The organism is Pseudomonadota bacterium, assembly GCA_039028935.1.
Lineage (GTDB): Bacteria > Pseudomonadota > Gammaproteobacteria > Steroidobacterales > SZUA-146 > SZUA-146.
The window spans coordinates 13,079-38,582 of record JBCCHD010000002.1; the positions used below are offsets into that span (position 1 = coordinate 13,079).

General features: G+C 51.3%; 20 protein-coding genes. 18 read left to right on the forward strand and 2 right to left on the reverse strand.

From position 1 onward, the window contains the following. Positions 1-2 precede the first annotated feature (2 nt). From gyrB to AAF465_01285, 7 genes are all read left to right on the forward strand, one after another. Positions 3-2,420 (forward strand): DNA topoisomerase (ATP-hydrolyzing) subunit B, encoded by a 2,418-nt coding sequence (gene gyrB / locus AAF465_01255; GenBank protein MEM7081348.1) that lies wholly within the window; start codon positions 3-5, stop codon positions 2,418-2,420. A 170-nt stretch (positions 2,421-2,590) separates the two neighbouring features. Next, entirely contained in the window at positions 2,591-3,871 is a 1,281-nt protein-coding gene (locus tag AAF465_01260; protein MEM7081349.1) for a hydroxymethylglutaryl-CoA synthase, read from the forward strand. Between the two features lie 445 nt (positions 3,872-4,316). Further along, a complete protein-coding gene (locus tag AAF465_01265; protein MEM7081350.1) occupies positions 4,317-5,369 on the forward strand; it encodes an acyltransferase in 1,053 nt (350 codons plus the stop codon). Positions 5,370-5,611: 242 nt separating this feature from the next. After that, a complete protein-coding gene (locus tag AAF465_01270) occupies positions 5,612-6,532 on the forward strand; it encodes a glycosyltransferase family 2 protein (protein ID MEM7081351.1) in 921 nt (306 codons plus the stop codon). Positions 6,533-6,542: 10 nt separating this feature from the next. Beyond that, a complete protein-coding gene (locus AAF465_01275) occupies positions 6,543-7,571 on the forward strand; it encodes an SDR family oxidoreductase (GenBank protein ID MEM7081352.1) in 1,029 nt (342 codons plus the stop codon). Between the two features lie 13 nt (positions 7,572-7,584). After that, positions 7,585-8,112 carry a dTDP-4-dehydrorhamnose 3,5-epimerase family protein gene (locus tag AAF465_01280; GenBank protein ID MEM7081353.1) on the forward strand — a complete coding sequence of 176 codons (528 nt, stop codon included), beginning with the start codon at positions 7,585-7,587 and terminating at the stop codon, positions 8,110-8,112. Between the two features lie 102 nt (positions 8,113-8,214). Further along, entirely contained in the window at positions 8,215-9,495 is a 1,281-nt protein-coding gene (locus AAF465_01285) for an NAD(P)-dependent oxidoreductase (GenBank protein ID MEM7081354.1), read from the forward strand. A 45-nt stretch (positions 9,496-9,540) separates the two neighbouring features. On the opposite strand, the gene AAF465_01290 is transcribed toward AAF465_01285, so the two are convergent. After that, a complete protein-coding gene (locus AAF465_01290; protein MEM7081355.1) occupies positions 9,541-10,104 on the reverse strand; it encodes a GbsR/MarR family transcriptional regulator in 564 nt (187 codons plus the stop codon). Positions 10,105-10,290: 186 nt separating this feature from the next. On the opposite strand from AAF465_01290, the gene cyoA reads away from it, so the two are divergent. The 8 genes from cyoA (at position 10,291) to AAF465_01330 (ending at position 20,908) form a co-directional block, all read left to right on the forward strand. Continuing rightward, the gene (gene cyoA, locus AAF465_01295) at positions 10,291-11,211 is read left to right on the forward strand and encodes a ubiquinol oxidase subunit II (protein MEM7081356.1); all 921 of its coding nucleotides are present in this window, start codon (positions 10,291-10,293) and stop codon (positions 11,209-11,211) included. Further along, positions 11,211-13,289 (forward strand): cytochrome o ubiquinol oxidase subunit I, encoded by a 2,079-nt coding sequence (cyoB, locus tag AAF465_01300; GenBank protein ID MEM7081357.1) that lies wholly within the window; start codon positions 11,211-11,213, stop codon positions 13,287-13,289. The genes cyoA and cyoB overlap by 1 nt, the downstream gene beginning before the upstream one ends. 8 nt (positions 13,290-13,297) lie before the next feature. Beyond that, the gene (gene cyoC, locus AAF465_01305; protein MEM7081358.1) at positions 13,298-13,924 is read left to right on the forward strand and encodes a cytochrome o ubiquinol oxidase subunit III; all 627 of its coding nucleotides are present in this window, start codon (positions 13,298-13,300) and stop codon (positions 13,922-13,924) included. Next, on the forward strand, positions 13,924-14,286 hold the full coding sequence (cyoD, locus tag AAF465_01310; protein MEM7081359.1) for a cytochrome o ubiquinol oxidase subunit IV: 363 nt from the start codon (positions 13,924-13,926) through the stop codon (positions 14,284-14,286). The genes cyoC and cyoD overlap by 1 nt, the downstream gene beginning before the upstream one ends. 32 nt (positions 14,287-14,318) lie before the next feature. Then, a complete protein-coding gene (locus AAF465_01315) occupies positions 14,319-14,930 on the forward strand; it encodes an SCO family protein (GenBank protein MEM7081360.1) in 612 nt (203 codons plus the stop codon). Next, on the forward strand, positions 14,917-16,134 hold the full coding sequence (locus tag AAF465_01320) for a YbfB/YjiJ family MFS transporter (protein MEM7081361.1): 1,218 nt from the start codon (positions 14,917-14,919) through the stop codon (positions 16,132-16,134). The genes AAF465_01315 and AAF465_01320 overlap by 14 nt, the downstream gene beginning before the upstream one ends. 570 nt (positions 16,135-16,704) lie before the next feature. After that, positions 16,705-18,402, forward strand: a complete 1,698-nt coding sequence (locus AAF465_01325; protein MEM7081362.1) for a solute:sodium symporter family transporter — start codon at positions 16,705-16,707, stop codon at positions 18,400-18,402. Positions 18,403-18,592: 190 nt separating this feature from the next. Further along, positions 18,593-20,908: a TonB-dependent receptor gene (locus tag AAF465_01330; GenBank protein MEM7081363.1), complete on the forward strand. Its 2,316-nt coding sequence runs from the start codon at positions 18,593-18,595 to the stop codon at positions 20,906-20,908. Positions 20,909-20,942: 34 nt separating this feature from the next. Here the strand turns inward: AAF465_01330 and AAF465_01335 are convergent, their stop codons facing one another. Further along, positions 20,943-21,971, reverse strand: a complete 1,029-nt coding sequence (locus AAF465_01335) for a LacI family DNA-binding transcriptional regulator (protein MEM7081364.1) — start codon at positions 21,969-21,971, stop codon at positions 20,943-20,945. Between the two features lie 153 nt (positions 21,972-22,124). On the opposite strand from AAF465_01335, the gene AAF465_01340 reads away from it, so the two are divergent. The 3 genes from AAF465_01340 to AAF465_01350 are packed head-to-tail and all read left to right on the forward strand — an operon-like array spanning position 22,125 to position 25,335. Further along, on the forward strand, positions 22,125-23,348 hold the full coding sequence (locus AAF465_01340) for a Gfo/Idh/MocA family oxidoreductase (protein MEM7081365.1): 1,224 nt from the start codon (positions 22,125-22,127) through the stop codon (positions 23,346-23,348). 10 nt (positions 23,349-23,358) lie between these two features. Continuing rightward, positions 23,359-24,342, forward strand: coding sequence for an aldo/keto reductase (locus tag AAF465_01345; GenBank protein MEM7081366.1), 984 nt, complete (start codon positions 23,359-23,361; stop codon positions 24,340-24,342). Positions 24,343-24,357: 15 nt separating this feature from the next. Further along, positions 24,358-25,335, forward strand: coding sequence for a TauD/TfdA family dioxygenase (locus AAF465_01350; GenBank protein MEM7081367.1), 978 nt, complete (start codon positions 24,358-24,360; stop codon positions 25,333-25,335). Positions 25,336-25,504: the final 169 nt, after the last annotated feature.

The following is a 25,504-nucleotide window of genomic DNA, read 5'->3' on the forward strand; positions in this document are numbered from 1 at the left end:
TCATGTCCGACGACAGTCGTTACGACGCCAGTAATATCAAGGTCCTAGAGGGATTGGACGCCGTTCGAAAACGGCCTGGAATGTACATCGGTGACACGGATGATGGCACTGGTTTGCACCATATGGTCTTTGAGGTTGTCGACAATTCGATCGACGAAGCGCTGGCCGGCCACTGCTCGAAAATCATCGTCACGATTCATGCTGATGAGTCCGTGAGTGTGAGCGATGACGGTCGCGGCATCCCCACCGGGAATCACCCTACAGAAAATCGTTCTGCCGCCGAAGTCATCATGACGGTTCTGCACGCGGGGGGTAAATTCGACGACAACTCATACAAAGTATCCGGTGGTCTCCACGGCGTAGGCGTATCAGTGGTCAATGCGCTCTCGGAACATCTCGAGCTCACTATTCGGCGTAACGGCAAGCTGTACCATCAGGAGTACCGGCATGGTGAGCCGGTGGCGCCACTGACAGAAATGGGTGACGCCGAGTCGACGGGTACCACCATACAGTTCAAACCCAGCCCCGAAACATTCTCCAATATTGATTTCCATTACGATGTGCTCGCCAAACGTCTACGAGAGCTTTCGTTTTTGAATTCGGGTGTTTGCATCGAGCTGATCGATGAGCGCGAAGATTTAAAGGATGTCTTTGAATATGAAGGAGGAATTCGCGCGTTTGTTGAACACCTCAACCGCAATAAAACACCTGTGCACCCGTCTGTTTTCCATTTCGTTGCTGACAAAGACGATGTGGTGGTGGAAGTCGCCATGCAGTGGAATGACGCCTATCAAGAAAATATGTTCTGCTACACAAACAACATTCCTCAACGGGATGGTGGCACACACCTGTCTGGCTTTCGCAGCGCGCTGACACGCACACTCAATCACTACATGGATGAGCAGGGCCTGGCGAAAAAAGAAAAGGTCAGTATGAGCGGCGACGACGCGCGTGAAGGACTCACCGCGGTTTTATCCGTCAAAGTGCCGGACCCAAAATTTTCGTCACAAACGAAAGATAAGCTCGTGTCATCGGAAGTCAAAGGCATTGTCGAATCCGCGATGGGCGAACTACTCGCCGACTTCCTACTTGAAAACCCGTTGGAAGCCAAAGCGGTCGTGCAAAAAATTATTGATGCCTCGCGCGCGCGCGAAGCCGCTCGAAAAGCGCGTGAAATGACTCGACGCAAGGGCGCGTTGGATATTGCTGGGTTACCGGGCAAGCTTGCTGATTGCCAGGAAAAAGATCCTGCCAAATCCGAACTCTTTTTGGTTGAGGGTGATTCCGCCGGGGGCTCGGCTAAACAGGGACGAGATCGACGGACCCAGGCTATCCTGCCGCTTAAGGGTAAAATCCTGAATGTTGAAAAGGCACGATTCGATAAAATGCTGTCTTCGGCAGAAGTTGGCACGCTGATAACGGCGCTAGGTTGTGGAATCGGTCGCGACGATTTTGATCCCGACAAATTGCGTTACCACAAGATCATTATCATGACTGATGCCGATGTGGATGGTTCGCACATCCGTACGCTATTGCTCACGTTTTTCTATCGTCAGATGCCAGCGCTCATCGAACGCGGCCATGTGTTTATTGCCCAACCACCGTTGTATAAGGTTAAAAAAGGCAAGCAAGAGCACTACGTGAAAGACGATAACGAACTCAATGACTACTTACTTAACCTCGCACTCGATAACGCCGCGCTGTATGTTAATGACAGCGCGCCAGCATTGCGGGGTGAAGCACTCGAAAAACTATCTCGAAAATTTGTGCGCGTACAAGGCCTCATCGAACGCTTAACTCGTCGTTACGACGAACACTTTTTGCGTCGACTTATTTACTCTCCTGAAGTCACCGCTGATCAGCTTAACAACTCAACCAAAATGACCGCTTGGCTCGATGACATCATCGAAGCACTCGATGGTAATGATGACAGTTCGGCTCGCTACACCGCCCAGTTGGTCTCACGAGAAAACAGTGACGGGTTCGTTATTGAATTAGTTCGACGCTACCACGGTGTCTCAACGACACGACGAATTTCAAAGGAATTCTTTGAGTCGAAAGATTACGCGGCGATTGCAGATCTGGGCCGAGACTTAACTGGCCTGATTGGCGACAGTGCGCGTGTGGAACGAGGGGAAAAATCCATCGCTGTTGATAACTTCCGTGATGCGGTGAATTGGTTGATGACCGAGTCTAAGCGCGGCCAGGCGATATCCCGATATAAAGGTTTGGGTGAAATGAATCCGGAACAACTGTGGGAAACCACCGTTAATCCAGAGAACCGACGGCTGATGCAAGTGCGCATCGAGGATGTGGTATCGGCCGATGAGATCTTCACCACGCTCATGGGCGATCATGTCGAACCGCGGCGTGACTTTATCGAAAAGAACGCACTACTGGCTGCTAATATCGATATCTGATTGTTTTTACATTCTTTTTTCGACATTTTGATTGATGTTGAATTCTGCCACGATATGCCCAATTGTGGCCAATTATGGCAGCCGAAAAACTCGCGTTATTGCTTGATTTTCCCCAAGGTTTCTCGCACTGTGGGGTCGAATTCAGTGTGTAATTCCAAAGGAAAAGACCAATGCTGAGCAGCCGACGAGTAGGTATCGACGCGATGGGTTTCAGTGGCGCCCAGTGCTACATCGACATGGTTGATCTGGCCAAAGCGCGCGGTGTTGACCCAGCCAAATTCACGGTAGGAATCGGTCAAAAGCAAATGGCCGTGGCAACACCCTGCGAAGACACCGTCAGCATGGCCGCGCTTGCCGCGCGCACTGCACTGAATGCGTTCGACATCGATCCCGCCGACATCGGCACGTTGATTATTGGTACCGAAACCGGAATCGATCACAGCAAACCCGCTTCTGTCTATGTGCATGAATTGCTTGGACTGCCGGCCAACTGTCGCCAGTTTGAAACCAAACACGCGTGTTATGGCGCCACAGCTGGGCTCACCAGTGCCGCTGACTGGATTCTGTCCGGACGCGCTCGAGGCCGCAAGGCGTTAATCATCGCATCGGACATCGCGCGATACGGCATAGGTACACCGGGCGAACCCACTCAAGGCGCCGGGGCGGTTGCCATGGTGGTCAGCGAAAATCCCCGTTTGTTTGAATTGGAGATGAACTGTGTGGGGGATTATTCCTCTCAAGTCATGGATTTTTGGCGACCGCTCTATTCAAAATACGCGTTCGCAGACGGACACTATTCCATTGATTGTTATCTGGACGCATTGAAGCACGCCTATGACGATGCACGTGGCGTGGCTGATGACACAACGCGTTTTGATGCCACCAATTTAGCGGCCTGCTTTTATCATGTGCCTTTTGTCAAAATGGCTCGAAAAGCGCACACCTGCTTTTTGGAACAACACTTGGGTCGAAAACTCGATTTGAGCGAAGCTGAAGATAAAACGTTTTTTACCGAATCCTATGGTCAGCTCGTCGCGCCTTGGCTTTCGGTCAATGCGCAGGTGGGCAATATCTACACCGGCTCATTGTTTCTATCGATGATCGATTTTATCTCTCAGAAGAATCGCGAACTTGAAGGCCAAGACATCAGCCTATTTTCATATGGCAGCGGATGTGGCGCGTCGTATATGCTGGCTCGCGTCGCGGACGGTGCCATGGACTACGCCGATGCCATAAACCCGCGGCCAGATCTGGAACACCGAACCAAACTGTCGGTTGATGAGTATGAACACATTATCGCGCTCGCTGAAGAAATTGATATGAATGATGGCTTGGCGCCGGATCCCGCTACCTGGCAGCTTAAGGGCGATATTTTTTACTTGGGCACACATAATCATAGTCGACAATACGGCCCCCGCAGTCGACACAGTCAGCTCCAGCGTGTGAGCTAACCCGAGGGAGCGCATCACAAGCTCACTCAAAGTGTTGGGCAAACTACCCACGTTCACAGCGCTGGCATCCAATCGCCTGCGAGTTCGTAGCGCAAGCGAGAGTGCCCTACTCGAACTATCATCGACCTCGCCAAGGCTCTTTAGCCCACGAAATGCTGCAGCAACAGTGCAGCATTTTTGGACGGGAATCGGTGTTCTAAAGTAACGAAACCTGCTTTGTTGTGGCGCAGATATCCTGTCGCCTTGATATCCTTGGCGTTCGCCGAACATTTTGATGCCAACCGCCCCACTTGTCGGTTAGGATGATGACAGCCTAAACACTCGCCATGGCGGCAAACAAAAACGACTCCCGCTACCACACCCTTGGTCAGCCCGAGCCACCGTCCAAGAGTAATGACATTGAGCGGCTCTGCCGCAATCGGTAAACGCAGTGCAACGACATGGAATGTTAAGTCAATGGATTGCCCGCGCCGGCCATTACGGTCAGACTGGCGCGACGCGAATCAATGCCCTGGACGGTTGGCGAGGCATTGCGATTGCCATTGTCCTGCTCTCTCATTTCGGTACCTTTGCTTACTTCCTACCGTTTGAACGCGTGGTGCTCGGACGCATGGGTGTCGACTTCTTTTTCGTGCTGTCGGGCCTGCTCATGTCGAATATTCTATTCGTCAAGCGCACACCGCTTAAGGTGTTCTACCAACGGCGTATCAGCCGTATATTTCCGGTGTTCATCGTGTTTGTAACGGTGATCTATGGGATGGGTTGGTGGCTGGGCAAACAGGAGGCTGGCAATTATCTGTCGACGTTGACGTTTTTGAGAAGCTATATCCCCGCCGAGCCAAGCATCTGGCGCACCGATCTGCCGGTTGCTCATATCTGGTCGCTCAACGTTGAAGAGCACTGCTACATTTTATTGAGTCTGATCACGCTGATCGGTGCGCTCCGTTACCGAGAATATCTCGTGCTGTTCATGATCGCATTTGCGTCGATTGCGCTGCGTTATCTTTACATTCGATTTCCGGAATGGACAACGGATGAATTTGGCTTGCGCACCGAGACCGCGGCCGCGCATCTAATGCTCTCTGCGGGTTATTTTTTGATTCGCGATCGGATGGCACCGCATGTCCCGTCGTGGCTGCCCGTGTTGGCGCTTATGGGCGGCATCGCCTGTTATTCCTTGTATGCGCCATGGTTTGCAAGTTGGGCGGTAGCGCCTTTTGCGTTTGCCTTTGCGGTGAATCATCTAGAACAGGCGCCCCGCTGGTTTAACGCGATGCTCTCGTTTCGGCCGCTTCAACTTCTGGGCATCTGGTCCTATTCGATCTACTTATGGCAAGAACCGTTTTACCGTGCATCCGAAACCGGTTTGCTGTCTTTTCCGGGCCAATCGCTGGTGTTTTTGGCCGGCGCGTTCGTGGTGGGACTGGTGTCGTTTTACGCGTTGGAGAACCCGGTGCGTCGCTTTCTGAACGACCGATACAGCGGCGTGACGGGTTGATCGTTCCAGGCCGTGCTGATTGCATTATAACCAGTCTAACTCGCTCTTTTTTCATCGTTTTTTCGAGAAATATTGACGGAATCGTGCAAAAAATCATGCCTTGCGTATAATCCGGCTCCTAATCTGGCCAATGCGTATAAAAATTTAACAGTTTGAGACCCACGTCGTAGGCAGAAATGACGGAAAACGCCACAGTACATCGCTATTAAGAACGAACCGCCCGAGCCAAGCGGAACCGCATCATGACAACAGACACTTCACATAACGGACAGGCCCTGCCTTTCCGTCGCGTGTACACGGGAATGCCCGTGTATAACGGTGAGAAGTATCTGGAAGAAAGCATCGTTAGCAACCTTTCCCAGACGTTCGACGATTTTGGCTTAATTATCGCCGACAATGCGTCAACCGATCGAACGGCTGACATTTGCCGGGACTACGCCAACCAGGATGAGCGCGTGGTGTATGTACGCAACCCTCAAAACGTGGGCGCTGCTGGCAACTATGCGAAGTGCTTTACGCCGGCGAACAGCGACTACTTTCGATGGTCGAACGCGGACGATTTGATCGAACCCATGTACATCGCTGAGTGTGTTGAGGTGCTTGATCAACACCCGGACGTGGTATTGGCCTATGGCGGCACCCGACTGATCGACGGCGAAGGTCAGTGGCTGGAAGATTACAAAGACAATTTGCACCTCGACCAAAACAGCGCCGCCGAGCGGTTTATCGAATGTCGACAGCGTACCGGGTTGAGTAATGTGCTCTATGGTTTGATGCGACGGGACGCTCTGTCGCAAACCGCGCTTTTTGGCAACTTTGTGGCCTCGGATATGAATCTGATTGCTGAACTCACGCTCTACGGTAAGTACTTCGAAATGCCGGAGACGCGCTTCAGCCGGCGTATGCATGATTTGTCGAGTAGCCACGATCGCTCGGACGAAAACCTTCAGCGCAATTTCTGGGATCCCTCCAAACAGCGACTACTAATGCAGTCGTGGCGAGGCTTGATGGCGTATTACAACGCGGCGAAACGGGCGCCCATTCCGACTGGGGACCGACGAAAGATTTATCAATATCTGACTAAAACCATGTACTGGACAAAAGGCGAATTATTCGCCGAACTGGCTAATTATATGCGTTTTGGTCTTTTGCGAAGCTCATAAAGGACAACACATGAAAGTTTTGGTTACTGGACATCGTGGATTTATTGGCACAAACCTTGTGCCGATCCTGACCAAAGAAGGCTACGACGTGGTCGGCCTTGATACCGACTTGTATCGGTATTGTACCTACGGTGATGCGCCCGATTCGATAGCGACAATCAACAAAGACGTGCGCGACGTCGAACCGGATGATCTCAAAGGTGTAGACGCGATCGTGCATTTGGCTGCGCTGTCCAACGACCCGCTTGGCAACATTAATCCGGATCTGACGTACGATATCAATCACAAGGCGTCGGTGCGCATCGCTGAAATTGCGCGCGAGGTTGGCGTTAAGCGGTTCTTGTTCGCGTCAAGCTGCAGCATGTACGGTAAGGCTGGGGATGATGACGTACTGGATGAGACGGCCAATTTTAATCCTGTGACGGCCTACGCCAAATCTAAAGTCTATGTCGAACGCGATGTCGCGCCGATGGCGACCGATGCGTTTAGTCCGGTTTTCTTACGCAATGCGACCGCTTACGGCGTGTCTCCCCGCATTCGCTTTGATCTAGTGATTAATAATCTGACGGCCTGGGCATACACCACAGGAAAGATTCTCATGAAAAGTGACGGTACACCCTGGCGACCGCTTGTTCATATCGACGACATTTGTCAGGCGGTAGTCTGTGCGCTCAAAGCACCGCGTGAGGATGTGCATGGGCTGCAGGTCAACGTGGGGTCGAACAACGAAAATTACCAAATGCGTGATTTGGCCAACTATGTTCATGAGATTGTGCCTAATTGCGAAATTGAAGTTGCAGACGGCGCTGGCCCCGACAAACGCAGTTATCGCGTTAACTTCGACAAGATTGGTAAAGTGTTTCCAACGTTTAAAACCACGTGGACGGCACGTGAGGGTGTGCAGCAGTGCTACGACTCTTATGTGCAGCATGGCCTCAATAAAGACGATTATGAAGGTATCCGCTACAAGCGCATTGCCCACATTATGAATTTGATCGAGGAAAACAAACTCGATAAAAACCTGCGCTGGCAGAGTTAGCGGAGCTGCGATTATGAAGTTTACCGAAACCAGCGTCGCTGGCGCCTATGTGTTGGATGTGAATCGCATTGGCGACGACCGTGGCTATTTCGGACGTCTTTGGTGCGAAAAAGAACTCAAAGACATGGGTCTGGTAGACACGATTAGGCAGTCAAACATCGGCTTTAGCCCTAAGGCTGGCACGCTACGGGGACTGCACTATCAAACGCCGCCTCACGAAGAAGTTAAAATCGTGCGCTGCACCCGTGGTGCGGTGTGGGATGTGGTCGTAGATTTACGACCAGATTCGCCGACCTTTAAGCAGTGGTTTGGCCTCGAACTTAACCCCGATAACGCGTCGATGTTGTATGTACCCGAAGGTTGTGCGACCGGTTACTTGACGCTCGAAGACAACAGCGAGATCTACTACAACACCTCGGCAATGTACGCGCCCGAGCACGCTACTGGCGTACGCCACGATGATCCAGCGTTTGCGATCGAGTGGCCAGGCGAGGCGAAGGTGATGTCGGATAACGATATCGCATGGCCTGACTTCGTATAGAGATGGCACGCATTCACTCCCACCGTATTTAGCACGTACAGTCTTACCCCACCCCTCGGCGAGTAACGCAAGTGCCCCCAGGGACTGCAAAAGGAATGGTTCATGATTATTGTTGACACACAGATTGCTAAACGCGTTGCTGAAGATCGACCGATTCGGGTCGCTATGTTCGGTGCGGGCTATAGTGCCAAACACATTTGCTCACAAATACTGAGCTCGTTTCCGGCAATCCATCTGGCCGTCATTTCTAACCGTACACTGCAGCATGCGAAAGATACGTATGCCGTTGAGGGCGCTGAAGTAGAAGTGGTTAATTCAGCATCTGAACTCAACACCACCATCGAAAAGCGCCGGTTTGCGGTTACTGACAATCCCGACGCGGTGTTTGAGTGTGATCAGATTGATGCGATCATCGAAACAACAGGCGAAGTTGAGTTTGGTGCGTGGGTGGCGCATAAGTCGATTTTGGCCGGCAAGCACACGGTTGTGCTGAACTGCGAAATGGACGCAACTGTGGGTCCGCTGCTCAAGCATTTGGCGGACCAGCAGGGCGTGATCTACACCAACACCGATGGTGATGAGCCCGGTGTTGCGTCGAACCTCGCGCGATTTGTGAAGACCATTGGTCTTGAAGTCGTGGGTGCCGGCAACTTAAAAGGTTTTTACGACGTTCACCGTACACCTGAAACTCAACGGGAATTTGCCGAAGCCAATAACCAAAAGCCGCATATGATGACCTCGTTCGTCGATGGCACCAAACTATCGATGGAGCTTTCGGTGCTGGGTAATTCGTTAGGGTTTGGCGTGGATAAACGGGGCATGCATGGCGTGGATTGTGATGATGTGCGCACGTGCCTAGCGCATTTCCCGGATGGCGCCTTCACGCCGGGACGTGGGGTGGTTGATTTTCTACTTGGCGCATCCCCCTACACTGGCGCGTTTGTCGTCGGTCATTCCGAACACCCAATGAAACAGGATTATTTAAGGTACTTAAAAATGGGTGACGGACCGTTTTATGTTTTCTATACGCCGTTCCATTTGCCGCAGCTGGAAATTCCAATTACGGTGTCGCGCGCTGTGTTGTGCAATGACGCAACGGTTGCGCCAAAAGGTCGACCATATTGTGAAGCAGCGGCGATTGCTAAAAAAGATCTCAAGCCCGGTGATAAGCTGGATGGCATCGGTGGATATGCCGCCTACGCGCTCATCGATAATTTCGAGACGAGTCTCAAAGAAGGTCTATTACCGATGGGTGTCGCCGAGGGGTGTGTGATGAAGCGCCCGGTGGCAATCGATACCGCCATTACCTATGCCGATGTCGAATTACCCAAAGATCGACAGATCGATCAGATGCGCGAGCAAATGATTAGCACGTTTTTCTAGCGCATTACTGCGTCGAAGATGGACGTGCCTCTCAGGCTGATGGCGTTAGTCGCGCTTACCGAAGCTCGTCACTTTATCCTTCATCTCGAGCAAGCGCGGTACCTTCTTGCTTAAGTTGAGCAAGAGTTTGAGGTCTTTGCGGCTGATACGCTGAAGGTCGTCGGCCCAGTCCGATACTTGTTCCATGAGGTCGTGCATTTCCCGCATGCGATCGCGCTCAAAAGACGGATGGCTGGCCTCGTGTTCCGAGTCGTCCATCAACATCTGTCGAAGCAGTGTCAGGGTGGGTTCCAGCTCACGTTTGCGGCGTTCCTCGAGCAAAATCAGGGCAATATCTAATACATCGCCGGGTGTCGAGAAATAGTCTTTTCTATCACCGGGCAAGTGCTGTGCACGAATCAGATGCCACGCATGTAACTCTTTGATTCCCATGCTGACATTGCTACGAGATAGCCCAAGCTCTTCAGTGATTTGTTCGGCGTTAAGTGGCTGCTCCGACATGTACAGCAGCGCATAAATCTGTCCGACCGTTCGGTTGATGCCCCACCGACTGCCCATTTCGCCAAAGTGCAGTACAAATGCCTGTTTAGAGGGTTCGAGATCTTTCATAGGTATTAGGTTACTGAATTTTCGGTAAATACTGAAGGTGGCGGAATACAGTTGTACGACAATAGACCAACAACCGCAATGGATTGTCAAAACTGTGACTTACGTTTATTTCAGTAATTACCGAAATTATAATATAATCCACAAACCGATTACGCAGTATCGTCTATCCAATCTAGACTGAACATAATGACAACCCGATTCCGCTACCAGACTGCCCTCGCCGTGCTCGCGTGCCTGTCTTTGACCGGTTGCAGCAGTGAATGGCGTTTGTTTGACCCAAAAGGACCGGTTGCCAACGACATCATGTGGCTGACACTGGTGAGTGCCGGCATCATGCTGCTCGTGGTAGTTCCGGTCACAATGATGGGATTTATCTTCTCGTGGCGGTATCGCCGGGGTCAAACGGATCGACCCTACGACCCTTACTGGGAACATTCCAACAAAATTGAAGCAGCCGTATGGGGTATTCCCATCGCGATTATATCGGTGTTGGGCTATCTGACGTTTGTGAGCTCTCACGAACTGGATCCGCGTCGTCCTATTGAATCAGACAAACCGACGATGATCATCCAGGTGGTGGCGCTTCCGTGGAAGTGGCTGTTCATTTACCCCGAAGAAGGTGTCGCAACAGTCAACGAGGTGGCGATGCCAGTCAATCAGCCCGTGCAGTTCTTGATTACCTCTGACGGTGCGATGAACTCATTCTTTATTCCTAACCTCGGTTCTCAGATCTATGCGATGTCGGGCATGGAAAATCGACTGCACTTAATGGCAGATGAGCCAGGTGTCTACGACGGCATGTCGGCTAACTATTCCGGGTTTGGTTTTTCGGGCATGAAATTCAAAACCCATGTACACGAATCTGAGCATGCGTTTGAACAATGGGTCAGTGATGTCAAAACCAGCGACCAGTCCTTGTCGAGTGAATCGTACGAGTTACTCAGAAAAAAAAGTCGCGACGTACCCCCTATGTACTTTTCGTTGGCGAACACGCTGTTATTCAGTGAAATCATTGATCGCTACTCGGGCAGTCTCGGTCAACTATCCAAGAGACGCTTGAGTGGTAGTGATGAAAAAACAGAAGAAGCGTCTGTTGAGAAACCATAATGGCCAAGAATTACGATGAAATAGTGACAGAAGCCCACCCTTTCTGGGGCCGGCTGACATTTGACTCGATTCCCTACGAAGATCCGATTCTGGTCACCACCTTTTTCGTGGCCAGTTTGGGTGGCCTGGCGATTATTGGCGCGGTGCTGTACTTCGGAAAACTCCGCTACCTTTGGGATGAGTGGCTAACCTCTGTGGATCACAAACGCATTGGTATCATGTATATCATCGCCTCCCTACTCATGTTGATCCGCGGTTTTTCCGACGCACTCTTGATGCGCTCTCAACAAGCGGTAGCCGCGGTCGGTGTGTCTGGAGCGGGCTATTTGCCACCGGAACACTACGATCAGATATTCACAGCTCATGGCGTCATCATGATTTTCTTTGTCGCGATGGGGCTGCTGATTGGGTTGATGAACATTGTTGTGCCGTTGCAGATCGGCGCTCGTGATGTGGCTTTTCCCTTTTTGAATTCGCTGAGCTTTTGGCTGTTTGTTTCGGCGGCGCTTCTTCTCAACATTTCACTTTTTGTTGGTGAGTTTGCGGCGACGGGATGGCTCGCGTACCCGCCGCTATCGGGGATTGACTACAGCCCGTGGGTGGGTGTGGACTATTGGCTCTGGGCGCTTCAGATATCCGGCATCGGTACGCTCCTGTCAGGCATTAATTTTATTGTCACCATTTTGCGTATGCGTGCGCCCGGTATGACGTTAATGAAAATGCCCGTGTTTGTGTGGACGTCCCTGTGCGCTAACGCCCTAATTGTTGTTGCATTCCCGATCCTAACCGTGTGCCTAACATTGCTTACGTTAGATCGCTATCTTGGTATGAACTTTTTCACCGCTGATGGCGGCGGCAATCAGATGATGTACGTCAATCTCATCTGGGCGTGGGGACACCCGGAAGTGTATATCCTCATTTTGCCGTGCTTCGGCGTGTTCTCCGAAGTGACCGCGACCTTCAGTCGAAAGCGACTATTTGGCTACAACTCACTCGTGTGGGCAACGGCGGCGATCATGTTGCTGTCATTTGTGGTGTGGCTGCACCATTTCTTTACGATGGGCGGTGGTGCGAACGTCAATGCATTTTTCGGCATCATGACGATGGTCATCGCCATACCCACTGGCGTAAAACTATTCAACTGGCTGTTCACTATGTACAGAGGCCGTGTCGAGTACACATCGGCGATGTGGTGGACGATGGGTTTCTACGCCACCTTTGCACTAGGGGGAATGACCGGCGTCATGATGGCGATACCCGCGATCGACTTTGTTGTACACAACAGTCTTTTTCTTGTGGCGCATTTCCACAACGTGATTGTTGGTGGCGTGGTGTTCGGTTTGTTTGCCGGTGTTGCGTATTGGTTCCCGAAAGCAACTGGCTTCAAACTCGATGAGAAACTCGGCAAATGGGCCGCGGCATTGTGGACAGTGGGCTTCTTTGTCGCGTTCATGCCGCTCTATATCCTCGGATTCATGGGCATGACACGCCGGCTTAACTATTACGATAATCCTGTTTGGAATTTTTGGCTGGTGGTGGCTGCATTTGGTGCGGCGATTATTCTTGTCGGTATTCTTATCCAGTTCTATCAGATATTCGCGAGCATTCGTGACCACCATAAGAACCGCGACCTAACGGGCGATCCATGGGATGGGCGTACACTTGAATGGACAACCAGCTCGCCGCCGCCGTTCTACAATTTTGCAGTGCTCCCTGATATTCGAGATCGCGATCACCTGAGCTATCTCAAAGAACACGGCCTGGAACACCGACCGCCGCCCAATTATGAACCGATTCATATGCCGCGCAATACGTGGGCGGGCTTTGTTATCGGTATGCTCACTATTCCGCTTGGGTTTGCGATGGTGTGGTGGATGTGGTGGCTTGCAGCGATCAGCTTTGTGGCGTTATTCGGCGCGTTTCTTGTTTGGTCATTTAGCGGCAACAAAGACTATTGGGTCAGTGTGGAAGAAATCGAAGCCATTGAAAGCGAACGCTGGCGCCGCTTCCGTCGGGCACGCGGTGAGCGCGATGAGGATTATGAAGCGGTACCCGACAATATGGAGCTGATTGCTTAGGATAAAAGATGAGCAGCAATTTATTAGTCAAACCACCTCTGGATTACACTGGATTCGTTGACAAGGAAAAACACCACGACTACGAGGGCGACACGCTGTTCGGGTTCTGGCTGTATATCTTGTCTGATTGCATATTGTTCGCATCCATCTTTGCCACGTACGCGGTGCTGCGGGCTAATTTTGTCGATGCGCCGCTTGCTGTCGAACTGTTCGATCTCAACTACATTGCGATGGAAACCGCGCTACTGCTGTTCAGTAGTTTTACCTTTGGCATGGCGGTGCTAGGAATGTACGCAAAATCGATACGATCGATGTACGCGTGGTTAGCGGTGACGTTCCTGTTGGGCGCAGGATTTCTTTATCTCGAGGTGATGGAGTTTATTCATCTGAGTCATGAAGGGGCGACGCCCGGGTCAGCGGGCGCGTGGTCGGCCTTTTACGGCCTCATTGGCACGCATGGTTTACATGTGTTTGCTGGCATGCTTTGGATGATTGTTCTCGTCGTTCACTTTGTGCGCGATGGGATCACTCAGTCAAATTCGACTCGTCTTTTGTGCCTGAGCCTGTTCTGGCATTTTCTGGACATCATTTGGATTTGCGTATTTAGCGTCGTGTATCTAATGGAGATGCTCTAATGAATGATCGTGTCTTGCAGGCGGTCAGCGACCACCGTGCCGATGACGACCTCGGTGTAGCGCATGGCAATGTGAAGCAGTACGTGTTGGGTTTGGTGCTGTCCCTCGTGCTCACCGCCATCCCGTTTACGCTGGTCATGTTCTCAGAGTTTCCTAAAGGCCCAATCATTCTCACCATTTTCGTTTGTGCGATTGCTCAGATTCTGGTGCAGCTGGTGTTCTTTTTGCATATGAATGGTGGCTCAGAACAATGGTGGAACACGATGTCGGCGGTGTTTGTTGTGATCCTCGTCGCGATACTTATCGTCGGTTCGATTTGGGTAATGCAATCGATGAATCACAATATGCTGATGGGGCATTAGTCGTGACCAAGACCGAATCAAGACAGACAGCGATGTGGTTACTACCACTCGTCGCATTAATATTTATTGTGGCGTTGTTTGGCTTTTGGATGAGTAATACCAATCAACCATTAGGTGGAGTAGGCAACGCCAACGGCACACTCGGTGGAGAGTTTGAGTTGACCGGCCATCAAGGACCGGTGCGCTTGTCAGACTTCGACGACAAAGTGGTCGTTATCTACTTCGGTTTTTTAGGCTGCACGAACTATTGTGATATTTCGATGCACACACTTAAGTCGGCATTCAATCGATTGCCCGACTCCAATCGCGAATACGTACAGGCGTTAATGATCAATATTGATCCATGGCTTGAGGACATTGATGAACTTGAGCGCTACACCCAGTCATGGCATCCGCAGATCAGCGGACTGATTGGAAGCTTGGAGCAGATCAAGTCGGTAACGCAGCAATATGGGGCATTTTTTGAGCGCACGTCCGGCGGCGAATCGGCGGCCGATGAGGCGACCGATTACCTACATACCTCCCGTTTTTTTATTGTGAATAAACAAGGAGCGCTCGTTGACGCCATGCGCCATAGCACTACGCCCGCTGAACTGGCCGCCCGACTGACGCTGATATTGGATGAGAGTGATGATCAAGGCTAATCGGTTTACCGTAATGCTTGCCGGCGTTTGCTCGTTGGTGGTGTGCATGGGGCTTGGGCGATATGCGTTCACGCCAATGATCCCGGTAATGGGAGAACAAGCGGGTCTCACTGAGAGTGCGGCCGGCTGGCTCGCGGGCTGGGGTTACATTGGCTATCTCGCCGGACTGTTTGTGGTCTGGCTAATCTCCAATACCAAGGTGAAAGATTTCTTCTTTCGTTATGCTCTGTTTGTTGCCGTGATTGCCACCGCGGTCATGGCAACCCATGAGCATATGTTGGTCTGGGGGGCGAGCCGTTTCTTTGCGGGTACGGCGGCGGCGGCCGGATTTTTGTTCGGTGCTGGGCTGATCATCAACTGGCTACACCACAAAGGTCACCCCGTGCGCATGGGCATGTACTTTTGCGGCTTGGGTCTTGGCATCGTTCTAAGTGGACTGACCACCGAAATTCTGGTCTCGGTGTTTGACCTGCATTATCGACTTATGTGGGTAGTGATGGCTGTGGCGGCGTTCATCCCATTGGCATTAGCCCAGTTTCTTATGCCCCTTCCTCATTATGAGCAAGAGGATACCGGCAACACCACCGTTGAGCAGAATGAGCAACTCATTCCTTCCGTGCGTTGGGTATGGCTGTTGCAAGCGGCCTATTTCTGCGCCGGCTTTAGTAACACGATGAACGCGACGTTTACGTCGTTAATTGCCGAGCTACAGCCACTGCCTGATTTCGGTGCAAAAGCCTGGTTGTTTGTTGGATTGGCGGCGACGCCGGCGCCGCTAATTTGGGAAGCGTTGGCGCGCCGTATTAGCTATCTTGATGCGCTGCTGGCGGCGTTTTTTCTCAATGCGGTCGGCAACTTGATCATGATCGGTGTGCCCACCCTCACTGGCACAATTGTCGCCTCGCTCCTATTTGGATTTAGCTTCATGGGCATCGTGTCGCTCACACTGGCGATTGTTGGTCGTCGATATCTGGGCGATGCCAGTCAAATCATGGCGCGATTAACGCTGGGTTACTGTATCGCTCAAATTTTGTCGCCTATTCTGAGCGGCATTGTGGCGGAAAAAACAGGCAGCTTCGCGTTACCCATCATCGTGGTCGCCGGGCTCATGTTTGCTGGGCTTATGCTGCTTCTGTTGCTGCGCCGCGAAGACACGTTCCGCAGCGGCAAACCCTTCTTTGCACGACCGGAGATTTCTGGATAACGGTTGGCGTTAAACCCAAACCTCGCGACGGCCTGATCTAGACAATGCCGACGGGCGCCCTCAATAAACTCGAAGGTCATCGACGGGGCACCGATCCGCGAAGGGTAGCGCGTCCATTTCACGCAACGATCGTTCTCATCCTGTCGTTACTTGCCGATGGGGTCTGATGAACCCGCCCTGTGCATAGTCCTCCACCGTTATCGACCTAGTGAGCGCAATACAGTCTGTGTGCACCGCGTCGATTACCAGCTTATTTGTAGATTCGAATTGGCGTTAAGCACGTCCAATCCTGCCTGCACCACTGTTGCGTGAACGGAACGTTCGATCAAGCACGTGACGAATGTCGAGCGTCAATTCATGGTGCCAGTTACCGGTTTCTAAGAACTTACCGAGATCTTATCGGATGGGTACGCGAAGTTCAGGCGCGCTATGTGTCGTTGCGCTTTAAAAATTTCGTTGCTACCGTGTGAATCATTTTTTCAAGCGATGTAATTGATCAGCGCATGATCGATAAAACAGATTCGAGCCCGTTTCTCGCGGTTTATGTGCGTAATTTCGCGGAGCCTGCCCATGTCAGATGTTGTATTTACGCTCGTGAGTTGTGTCTTTTTTATGGGCATTGTTGCGTATATTTCATGGCGAAAAACGCGCGGTGAGGTCGACACCAAAGACGGCTACTTTCTAGCGGGTCGTGGCTTGACCGGTGTGTTCATCGCAGGTTCTATGCTGCTCACCAATTTGTCTGCGGAACAGTTGATCGGCTTAAATGGCAGCGCGTACGGCTATAATTTGAGTAGCATGGCGTGGGAAGTAACGGCGGCGTTTGCCACTGTTTGCATGGCGCTGATTTTCTTACCTCGCTATTTGGCTGGCGCGTTTACGACGTTGCCTGAGTTTCTTAATAGCCGATTTGACGATTCGGTGCGTCGCATGACGGTTGTCCTCTTCTTGGTGGGTTACGGCCTCATTACCATTCCGTCCGTGCTTTATTCGGGCTCCATCGCAGTGCTAAAGCTCTTCGATGTGCCGACCCTACTTAACGTGAGTTACAGCCAAGGACTGGTTATCACGATCATCTCCATCGGATGTCTTGGGGCGCTATACGCTATATTCGGTGGCCTGCGAGCGGTTGCAGTGTCTGACACGATTAACGGTATTGGCCTGCTCATTATCGGTTTGCTGGTTCCTATATTGGGTTTGATATTGCTTGGAAAGGGCAGCTTTCTCGAGGGACTCAATATCTTAACCACGGTCGATACGCATAAACTCAATGCCATTGGTGGCGCAAACGACCCAACACCGTTTGGCACGCTGTTCACGGGGATGATTTTTGCCAATCTGTTCTACTGGTGTACCAACCAGTATGTGATTCAACGGACTCTTGCCGCGAAGAATCTCGCGGAAGGCCAAAAGGGTGTTCTGATTTCAGGTTATTTTAAAGTAATGGTGCCCTTCATGATGATGATTCCAGGCACTATTGCCTACCATCTCTATGGGCCCGGACTGTCGACGATTGACCTGGCTTTTCCCCAGTTAATCAAAGATGTGTTACCCGTCTACATGGCCGGATTCTTTCTCGCCGTACTGCTCGGCGCAGTATTTAGTTCGTTCAATTCTTTGCTCAATAGCGCAGCGACACTGTTTTGCCTGGATGTTTATGCGCCGCTGAGAAAAGAGCCTCTTTCGGATGGACAGTTGGTTCGGATCGCTAAGATAGCGAGTGTTGTCATTGCGTTGTTTTCGTTTGCCGTTGCGCCACTCTTGCAGTTCGCGCCAGAGGGGCTGTGGCAGATCATCCGAATTTTTACCGGTTTTTATAACATTCCTATTATCGTCATCGTCATTGTTGGACTGTTCACACGTCGAGTGCCGGCCTTAGCGGCGAAATGCGTGATCGTTTTTCATGTCGTGGCCTACGCGATACTTAAATTCCTGCTAGATGATGTGGTGACGCTGCACTTTATTCATCTCTACGCGGTGCTGTTTGTTGTCGAAGTGATCATGATGTTGGCGATTGGACACTGGCGCCCTCGCGCGAATGAATGGACATATACCGTTCAAAGCAAAGTGGATCTGACGCCTTGGCGCTTTGCCATTCCGACCGCTGTGTTGCTGATGTCGTGTGTGGTGATTGTCTACGCGTTGTTCTCCACCATAGGTCTGGTAGGAGGGCAGCTGAGCAAGGCGTTTTACTGGGTTTTGGCCGGGTTGGCGGTGCTTAACGTCGCCTTTTGGTGGCGCTCGGCGGCCGCCCAGAAAATTAGCTGATTGGTAGATTTTCGACAGGATTCCAAGCGCTTACGCTGCGCCGCAATAATGAATGCCAAAAATACAAACGTTTGCATTTTGTCGACAGGCTGGGTAAATATGGAGCCTGCACATCACGCGGAGTCGGTTTGGGCGATCTGCGTGTCGTCGTTTGAGTTTTCTTGCAAATTAAAACCTCGGGAGTTTTTTTATGCGTCAGTCAAACCTGTTTGCCGTTCTTTTCAGCGCAGTGTGTATGTTCTTAACGTCAATTCCAACGACTGTTCATGCGCAAGGAGCGTTAGAAGAAATCATAGTCACAGCACAAAAACGCGAGGAAAGTGTCGCGGATGTACCGGTGGCCGTATCGGTGCTTGGCGGTGACCTCATCGATTCGACGTTTTCGAACAACATGGAAGATCTACAGGCGTTAGTACCGTCGTTGAGTATCCGATCCGGCAATACCACACGCAACAACGCACTCACTGTACGAGGAATCGGTACGATCTCGTTCAGTATCGCAGCGGAACCCAGTGTGTCGACCGTGGTGGATAACGTCGTCTTGGGACGCTCCGGACAAGCTTTTGGTGATTTGTATGATCTCGAGCGGGTGGAGGTGCTGCGCGGGCCCCAGGGAACACTGTTCGGTAAAAACGCGTCAGCCGGCGTTGTGAACATTACCACTCGTCGACCCAGTGACGAACTCGAGGGATACGTCTCCGCTACCTACTACGAAGATAATGAAACACAGATAAAAGCTCGAGTTTCGGGCCCGATAAATGACAATCTGCGCGGAAGCCTCACGTTCATGGATGCCCAGTTTGATGGCTTTATTCAAAACGTGTTCAACAATGAAACGATCAACGGCTACGACAAACGTGGTGTCCGGGGAATGCTCGAATACGACGTAAGCGACAAAACGCAAGTGCTATTCATTTTTGAGGATTACGATGCCGATAATGATTGCTGTGCAGACTTGGAAGCACGTCCAAGTGGCCGCAACCCAGCCTCAGAAGCCGCGCCGAGCGGAACCGGACTCGACTTGAATCAACGCCGTGTGGATCATGATTTTGAAACCCGCACGCTGGATTCAACAACGGCCACGTCCATCCAAGTGGAAACAGAACTTGGCGAACATACGCTCACCTCAATTACCGCTCAACGTTCGTGGGATAACACCGAGTTTCGCGAAGGTGATTTCACGTCCATTGCTGGCGATAGTACCGATCCAGTGTTTGGTGTCCCATTTCAGCTTCATGATATCGGGCCCCAGGAATGGCGCCAGTTTTCACAGGAGCTTCGTCTGTCCTCACCGGTAGGTGGCGCGTTCGATTATCAGGTTGGCTTGTTCTACTGGAATATTGAGTCTGAACGAAATTTTACGCGTGAGGCGAGCTGCCAAAACAATAACGGTCAGCTTGACGCTGCTATCGCCAATCATCTCGACCAAACGCTTGGATTGCCGAATGATCCCGCCGATGTTGCTGCCTTCATCGCGGCGAACAACATCACCTGTAATGCCAATGATATTGTTTCGGCCACCGGTTTTATGGATACCGAGTTTCGAAACTTTGCTGTATTCGGTCAGGGAAACTGGCATTTAAGCGATGCACTTAGCATTCAGTTTGGTTTGCGATACACCAACGACGACGTGTCGTTTAATCATAATCGAGTGAATAATGATGAATTCGGACGACGCGGTGTAGGGGTGCGACCACGCTTTTCAGACGGCAACAATCAAACTGACACCAATCTCTCGGGTTCGACCGATGAAACAGACGTCTCTGGTCGTATCGGCGTACAGTACAAACTGGGCGATTCGCATTTATTCTACGGTACCTTCAGTCAGGGCTACAAAGGTCCCGCATTCAATGTGTTCTACAACATGGATGACGACGATATTAATCCCATTGAATCAGAGACATCTGACTCAATTGAGTTCGGTTATAAATATTCCGCTCCTTGGGGACTGTTGGCGATTGCTCTATACAGCACGGATATCGAGAACTTTCAGGCCAATGACTTCGATGCGTCCGATGGCACAACCATTACCGGATTTACGAACGGTGGCGATGTTGAAACCAGCGGCATTGAAGTTGACTTTATCTACAACCCAACCGACAACTGGTTAATCAGTGGCGGCTTAGCGTCATCCGATGCCGAAAGCACGACCGGCGCGCCCTTACCTTTTGCCCCGGATCTGAAGTATTCCTTGGCCAATCAATATGACTACCCATTAGCTCGTGGCGGCACGCTTCGATTTAACGCCAGCTACATTTATACGGATGAGAAGCTCTCCGGCAATATTGGGCAGGTCGATGAGGTGCCCTTTCTGCTGCCAGACTATGGCATTTTAAACGGCAGCATCGCTTACGTTAGTGAGAACGAAAAACTGTCTGTGTCGTTGATCGGCAAAAACCTCACCGATGAGGCGTATGCCACCACTTTTGCAGGCGACGGATTCCGCTATGTGATTCCACGTGACAGCGATCGTTACTTTGGCGTGAGCGTTCGACTCGACTTCTAGACACGGCGATTGAGGCTCGTCATGGTCCTTGTTTCTAATCCGTCCGCTTAGGTTGGGGACAAGGACCTGTCGAGTCGCGTATTAAGAGTTGAGGAGCCGGGATAGCGACGCATTGCTCGGTAGAACGGCCTTGGATATTCATGAGCAGATTAACGCTGCGAATACCGATTTCTGTCATGGGCCAATTGACGGTCGTCAGGGTAGGTTGAACCAACGCAGCCATGTCAATGTTGTCGTGACCGGCGACCGACATCTGCTCTGGGATCGAGATGCCACGTTCGTGCAGAACGTGAATGAGACTGATTGCGCACACATCGTTCCAGGAAAAAACGGCTGTCGGATTATGCGGGCTATTTAGCAGTTGATCGGCAATTTTTCGTACGCTGTCGGTGGAGCCATCATAGGCAAACAGCAGGTCGGGTTTGAGCGCAATATCAGCTCGCTGCAAAGCACGGTCGTACGCAATGCGTTTCGGTTCCTGGACGAAACCCGAAACACCGGAAACGAACGCGATGCGGCGATGTCCGAGCGCTATGAGATGGTCAACGAGCGCTTCGGATGCTGATATGGTGTTGCAACTTACGCTGTGTTCCGCGTCGTCGCGGTTCACATGAATGACTGGCGTCGATTTGTCGAGTCGCTCATAAAACGACTGTGGACAGCGCGCGATCGGAATTATTAGGCCATCGACGTTGAGTTCGTAGAAGAGTCGAACAGCGTCTCGTTCTGCATCCGGGTCGCCGTCCGTGCTGCGTACGAGTACACGTTGCTGATAGAGCGAAGCTTGGTGTTCGATACCGCGCACCAGGGCGTCAAAAAACGGATTGGTCATATCTGGAATCACAACACCGATCAGATTGCTCTGTCGGGTCAAAAGCGATCGGGCGATAGCGCTGGGCACATAGCCGAGTTCTTCTGCCAAGCCTTCGATGAGCGCTCGAGTGCTGTGCTTGACTCGCGGCGATCCGCCTAGTGCCCGCGTCACGGTAGAGGGATCAACGCCAGCCGCTTTTGCGATATCTTTGATCGTGACTCGTTTGCTAATCGCGGAATTTTTCTTCATGGTCTCGTGAACGTGTGATGATGCGAGAGCGCAGTATGAATCTAACGAAATCCTGGATATAAGAGTAGCTAAGACGCTGATAAATTAAAATACAAACGTTTGTATTTTGAGATTCCCGCACGTATGATCAGTAATTATGACTCGGGTGACTGTATGACGAAACGACAAGAAATCCGCCTGCGGTATTTTGAGGATTTGAAGAGTCAGTCCCATATTTCGCATGACGACCGTTATCTGTACGCGAAGCCTGAACCGAGTCGCACGATCGCTATTATTGGCTGCGGCACCATTGGTCAGGAACACCTAGCGGTCACACATCTTCTCGGGCGAGCGCGGGTTGTGGGTTTATTCGACGAGCAACGACATAGCCTGGAAGTGGCCAGTTGTCTGAACGAAGATTTAACGGGAGACAAACCGACTCATTTCAAATCAATTGAAGAGGCAACGTCGAGTGAGGACGTTGACGCATTTATTATCGCCACGCCCAATCATACCCACCTATCGATCCTCAAACAGGTAATGCAAAGCGGCAAACCCATACTGCTTGAAAAACCGATGGCGACAACGCTGGCGGATGCGGCCGAAACCGTATCTCTGTGCAACGACTATCCGTCCCATGTTCAGGTCGGATTACAGTATCGTTTCAAAGCGGTCTATGCTGAGGCCACAGCAGAAATATTCACCCGACAATCAATCGGGCAAGTCAAGACACTTCAACTTTTTGAACACCGTCCCCCCTTTCTCGACAAAGTGGGTCAGTGGAACAAATTTTCAAAGAACACGGGCGGTACGTTAACTGAGAAATGTTGCCACTATTTCGATTTACTCAATCACTTCGCGTGCAGTCAACCCGATGCGGTCTTCGCCCGTGGCAGTCAAGCAGTCAATTTCAAAGAGTTCGAATACAACGGTGAACAATCCGACATAATGGACAACGCGACAGTCGTGATTGAGTACAAAAATGGTGTGCGGGCGAACTTTGAGCTCAATATGTTTGTGCCCAACTTTCATGAGGAAATGATTGTCTGTGGGGATAGAGGCAGATTGACTACCACTGAGACGTTTAACGTTTTTCAAACTCAGTCAAGTCAGTCGTTGCTCAATATTGAACTCGCTGAAACGGGTCCTTCCCGTCGGGTTGAATTAGGGTATCCATCCTTTATCGAACAAAGCGGCCATCATGGCGCCACGTTCTATGAACACCAGTCTTTTCATGATGCTCTGGACGGTGTTGCGCAGTCTGCGGCAAACGTTGATCAGGGCTTTTGGTCTATTGTCGTCGGCCAAGCTGCCGAAGCGTCGGCTGCTTCTGGCAAGGTTATAAAGATTGACTCGTTTCTCGATTCTATCGATTTATCACATCTTGTTGATGCTTGAGGTTGAGCGTATGGATAGTCCAGCAACAATGAAAGTCGGTCATGGAACCATGCCATGCATTGGCATGGGATTGTGGAAACTCGACAACGCACAAGCGGCGGATGCGGTTTACGAAGCCATCAAGATTGGCTATCGACATTTAGATAGCGCGTGTGACTACGGCAATGAGAAAGAGGTGGGTGCTGGTATCAAGCGCGCACTTGATGAGAAGCTCTGCACAAGAGATGAACTTTGGATAACGTCAAAACTGTGGAACACTGATCATCGCAAAGAGCACGTTCGACCGGCATTGAATCGTACACTCGACGACTTAGGTTTGGACTATCTGGATCTGTATCTGGTGCATTTCCCAATAGCCCTTGAACACGTGCCTCATGACCGGCGCTATCCCGCAGAATGGCTTTTCGACCCTACTGACTCCAATCCCTCAATGAAGATTGATGCGGTGCCTCTTCATCACACGTGGAGTGCGATGGAAGAACTGGTTGCTGACGGGGGCACTCGCAGTATCGGTGTGTGCAATTACTCCTCCGCTTTGATGCACGATTTACTCTCGTATGCGCGCATAAAGCCCGCCATGTTGCAGATTGAATCACACCCCTACTGTACTCAAGAACCACTGCTACGCCTGTGTAAAGAACGAGACATTCCGGTGACGGCCTTTTCACCATTGGGTGCGTTGTCTTACTTACAACTCGATATGGCGTCTCCGCACGAATCCGTACTCAAACAAGAAGTTGTCAAGGCGGCAGCGCTGCGAGTGAATCGATCTGCCGCACAGGTAGTACTGCGGTGGGGTATTCAGCGCGGCACAGCGATTATCCCCAAATCCTCGAAGCCGGCGCGTTTGAAAGAGAACCTTGCTCTGTTTGATTTTGAACTGACTGACAAGGAAATGAGCGAGATATCCGCGCTAAACGCAAACCGTCGTTTCAATGACCCAGGTGTGTTTTGTGAGGCCGCGTTTAACACCTTTCACCCTATATACGATTAACCTGGACGAACTATCATGACCTTTCACGCAGTGACTCAGGCGGTTGAGAAACAACAAGATTACGAATCCGTCTTTCCGCTGGTCTATTCAGCTGAACACTCTGGCTCGCTGCGCGAAGCGGCACTATGGCTGAGCGAACGCCGGCAAGAGCTGTTTGAGCAGGTCGATTTACATGGTGCCGTGCTGTTACGTGGATTCCCGGTGGCTTCTGACAAGGATTTTGATCAAGTCATCCAGTCCTTCGATGCCCCCAACTTTACGTATGCAGATTCACTTTCCAATGCGGTTCGAATCAATCGTACCGAGCGTGTATTCACTGCTAACGAAGCACCCCCTGATGTGGGTATTTATCTGCATCATGAGATGGCGCAGACGCCAATCTATCCGGCGAAATTGTTTTTCTTTTGTGAACAGGCTGCTGAGTCTGGTGGTGCAACGCCCATTTGTCGCTCGGATATACTGTTATCGCGACTGGCACAGGATCGTTCAAATTTTGTGGCGGCGTGCATTGAACGCGGCGTGAAATACACCAATATCATGCCGGCGGTCGACGACCCGAAATCCGGTCAGGGACGAAGTTGGCGCAGCACGTTAGGCGTTGACAACCGCCGTGAGGCCGAGGCACGGTTGTCGGCGTTGGGCTACACGTGGATTTGGCGCGACAATGAAATCCTGTCGGTGACTACACCGGTGTTACCCGCCGTTTACACACTGAAAGACGGGCGACAGTCGTTTTTTAATCAACTGATCGCCGCTTTTCGAGGATGGGCAGACGCGCGTAACGATCCGTCAAAGTCGATTCGATTTGGTGACGACACGCCGATCGATGCCGACGATATGAACGTTGCTATTCAACTGTCTGACGAGTTGACGTTCGACCTGTCTTGGCAAACGGGTGACGTGGCCATTATCGACAACTTTAGTGTCATGCATGGCCGTCGCCCATTTAATGGAACGCGCAAGGTTCTAGTTTCGCTAGTAGCGAACGCATAAAACAAACACAACATCGCGCGTTATAAGAACGTACCTTGTTCATCAAGACAGTACGATTCAACCCGATCAAATAACCAATCGCGTTAGTGATGGGCTCGCGAGGCGCGAGCCCATATCGATGTCCACAAGACGTACGTATATCCCGCCCTGTCCTGTCCTCCGCTCTGCG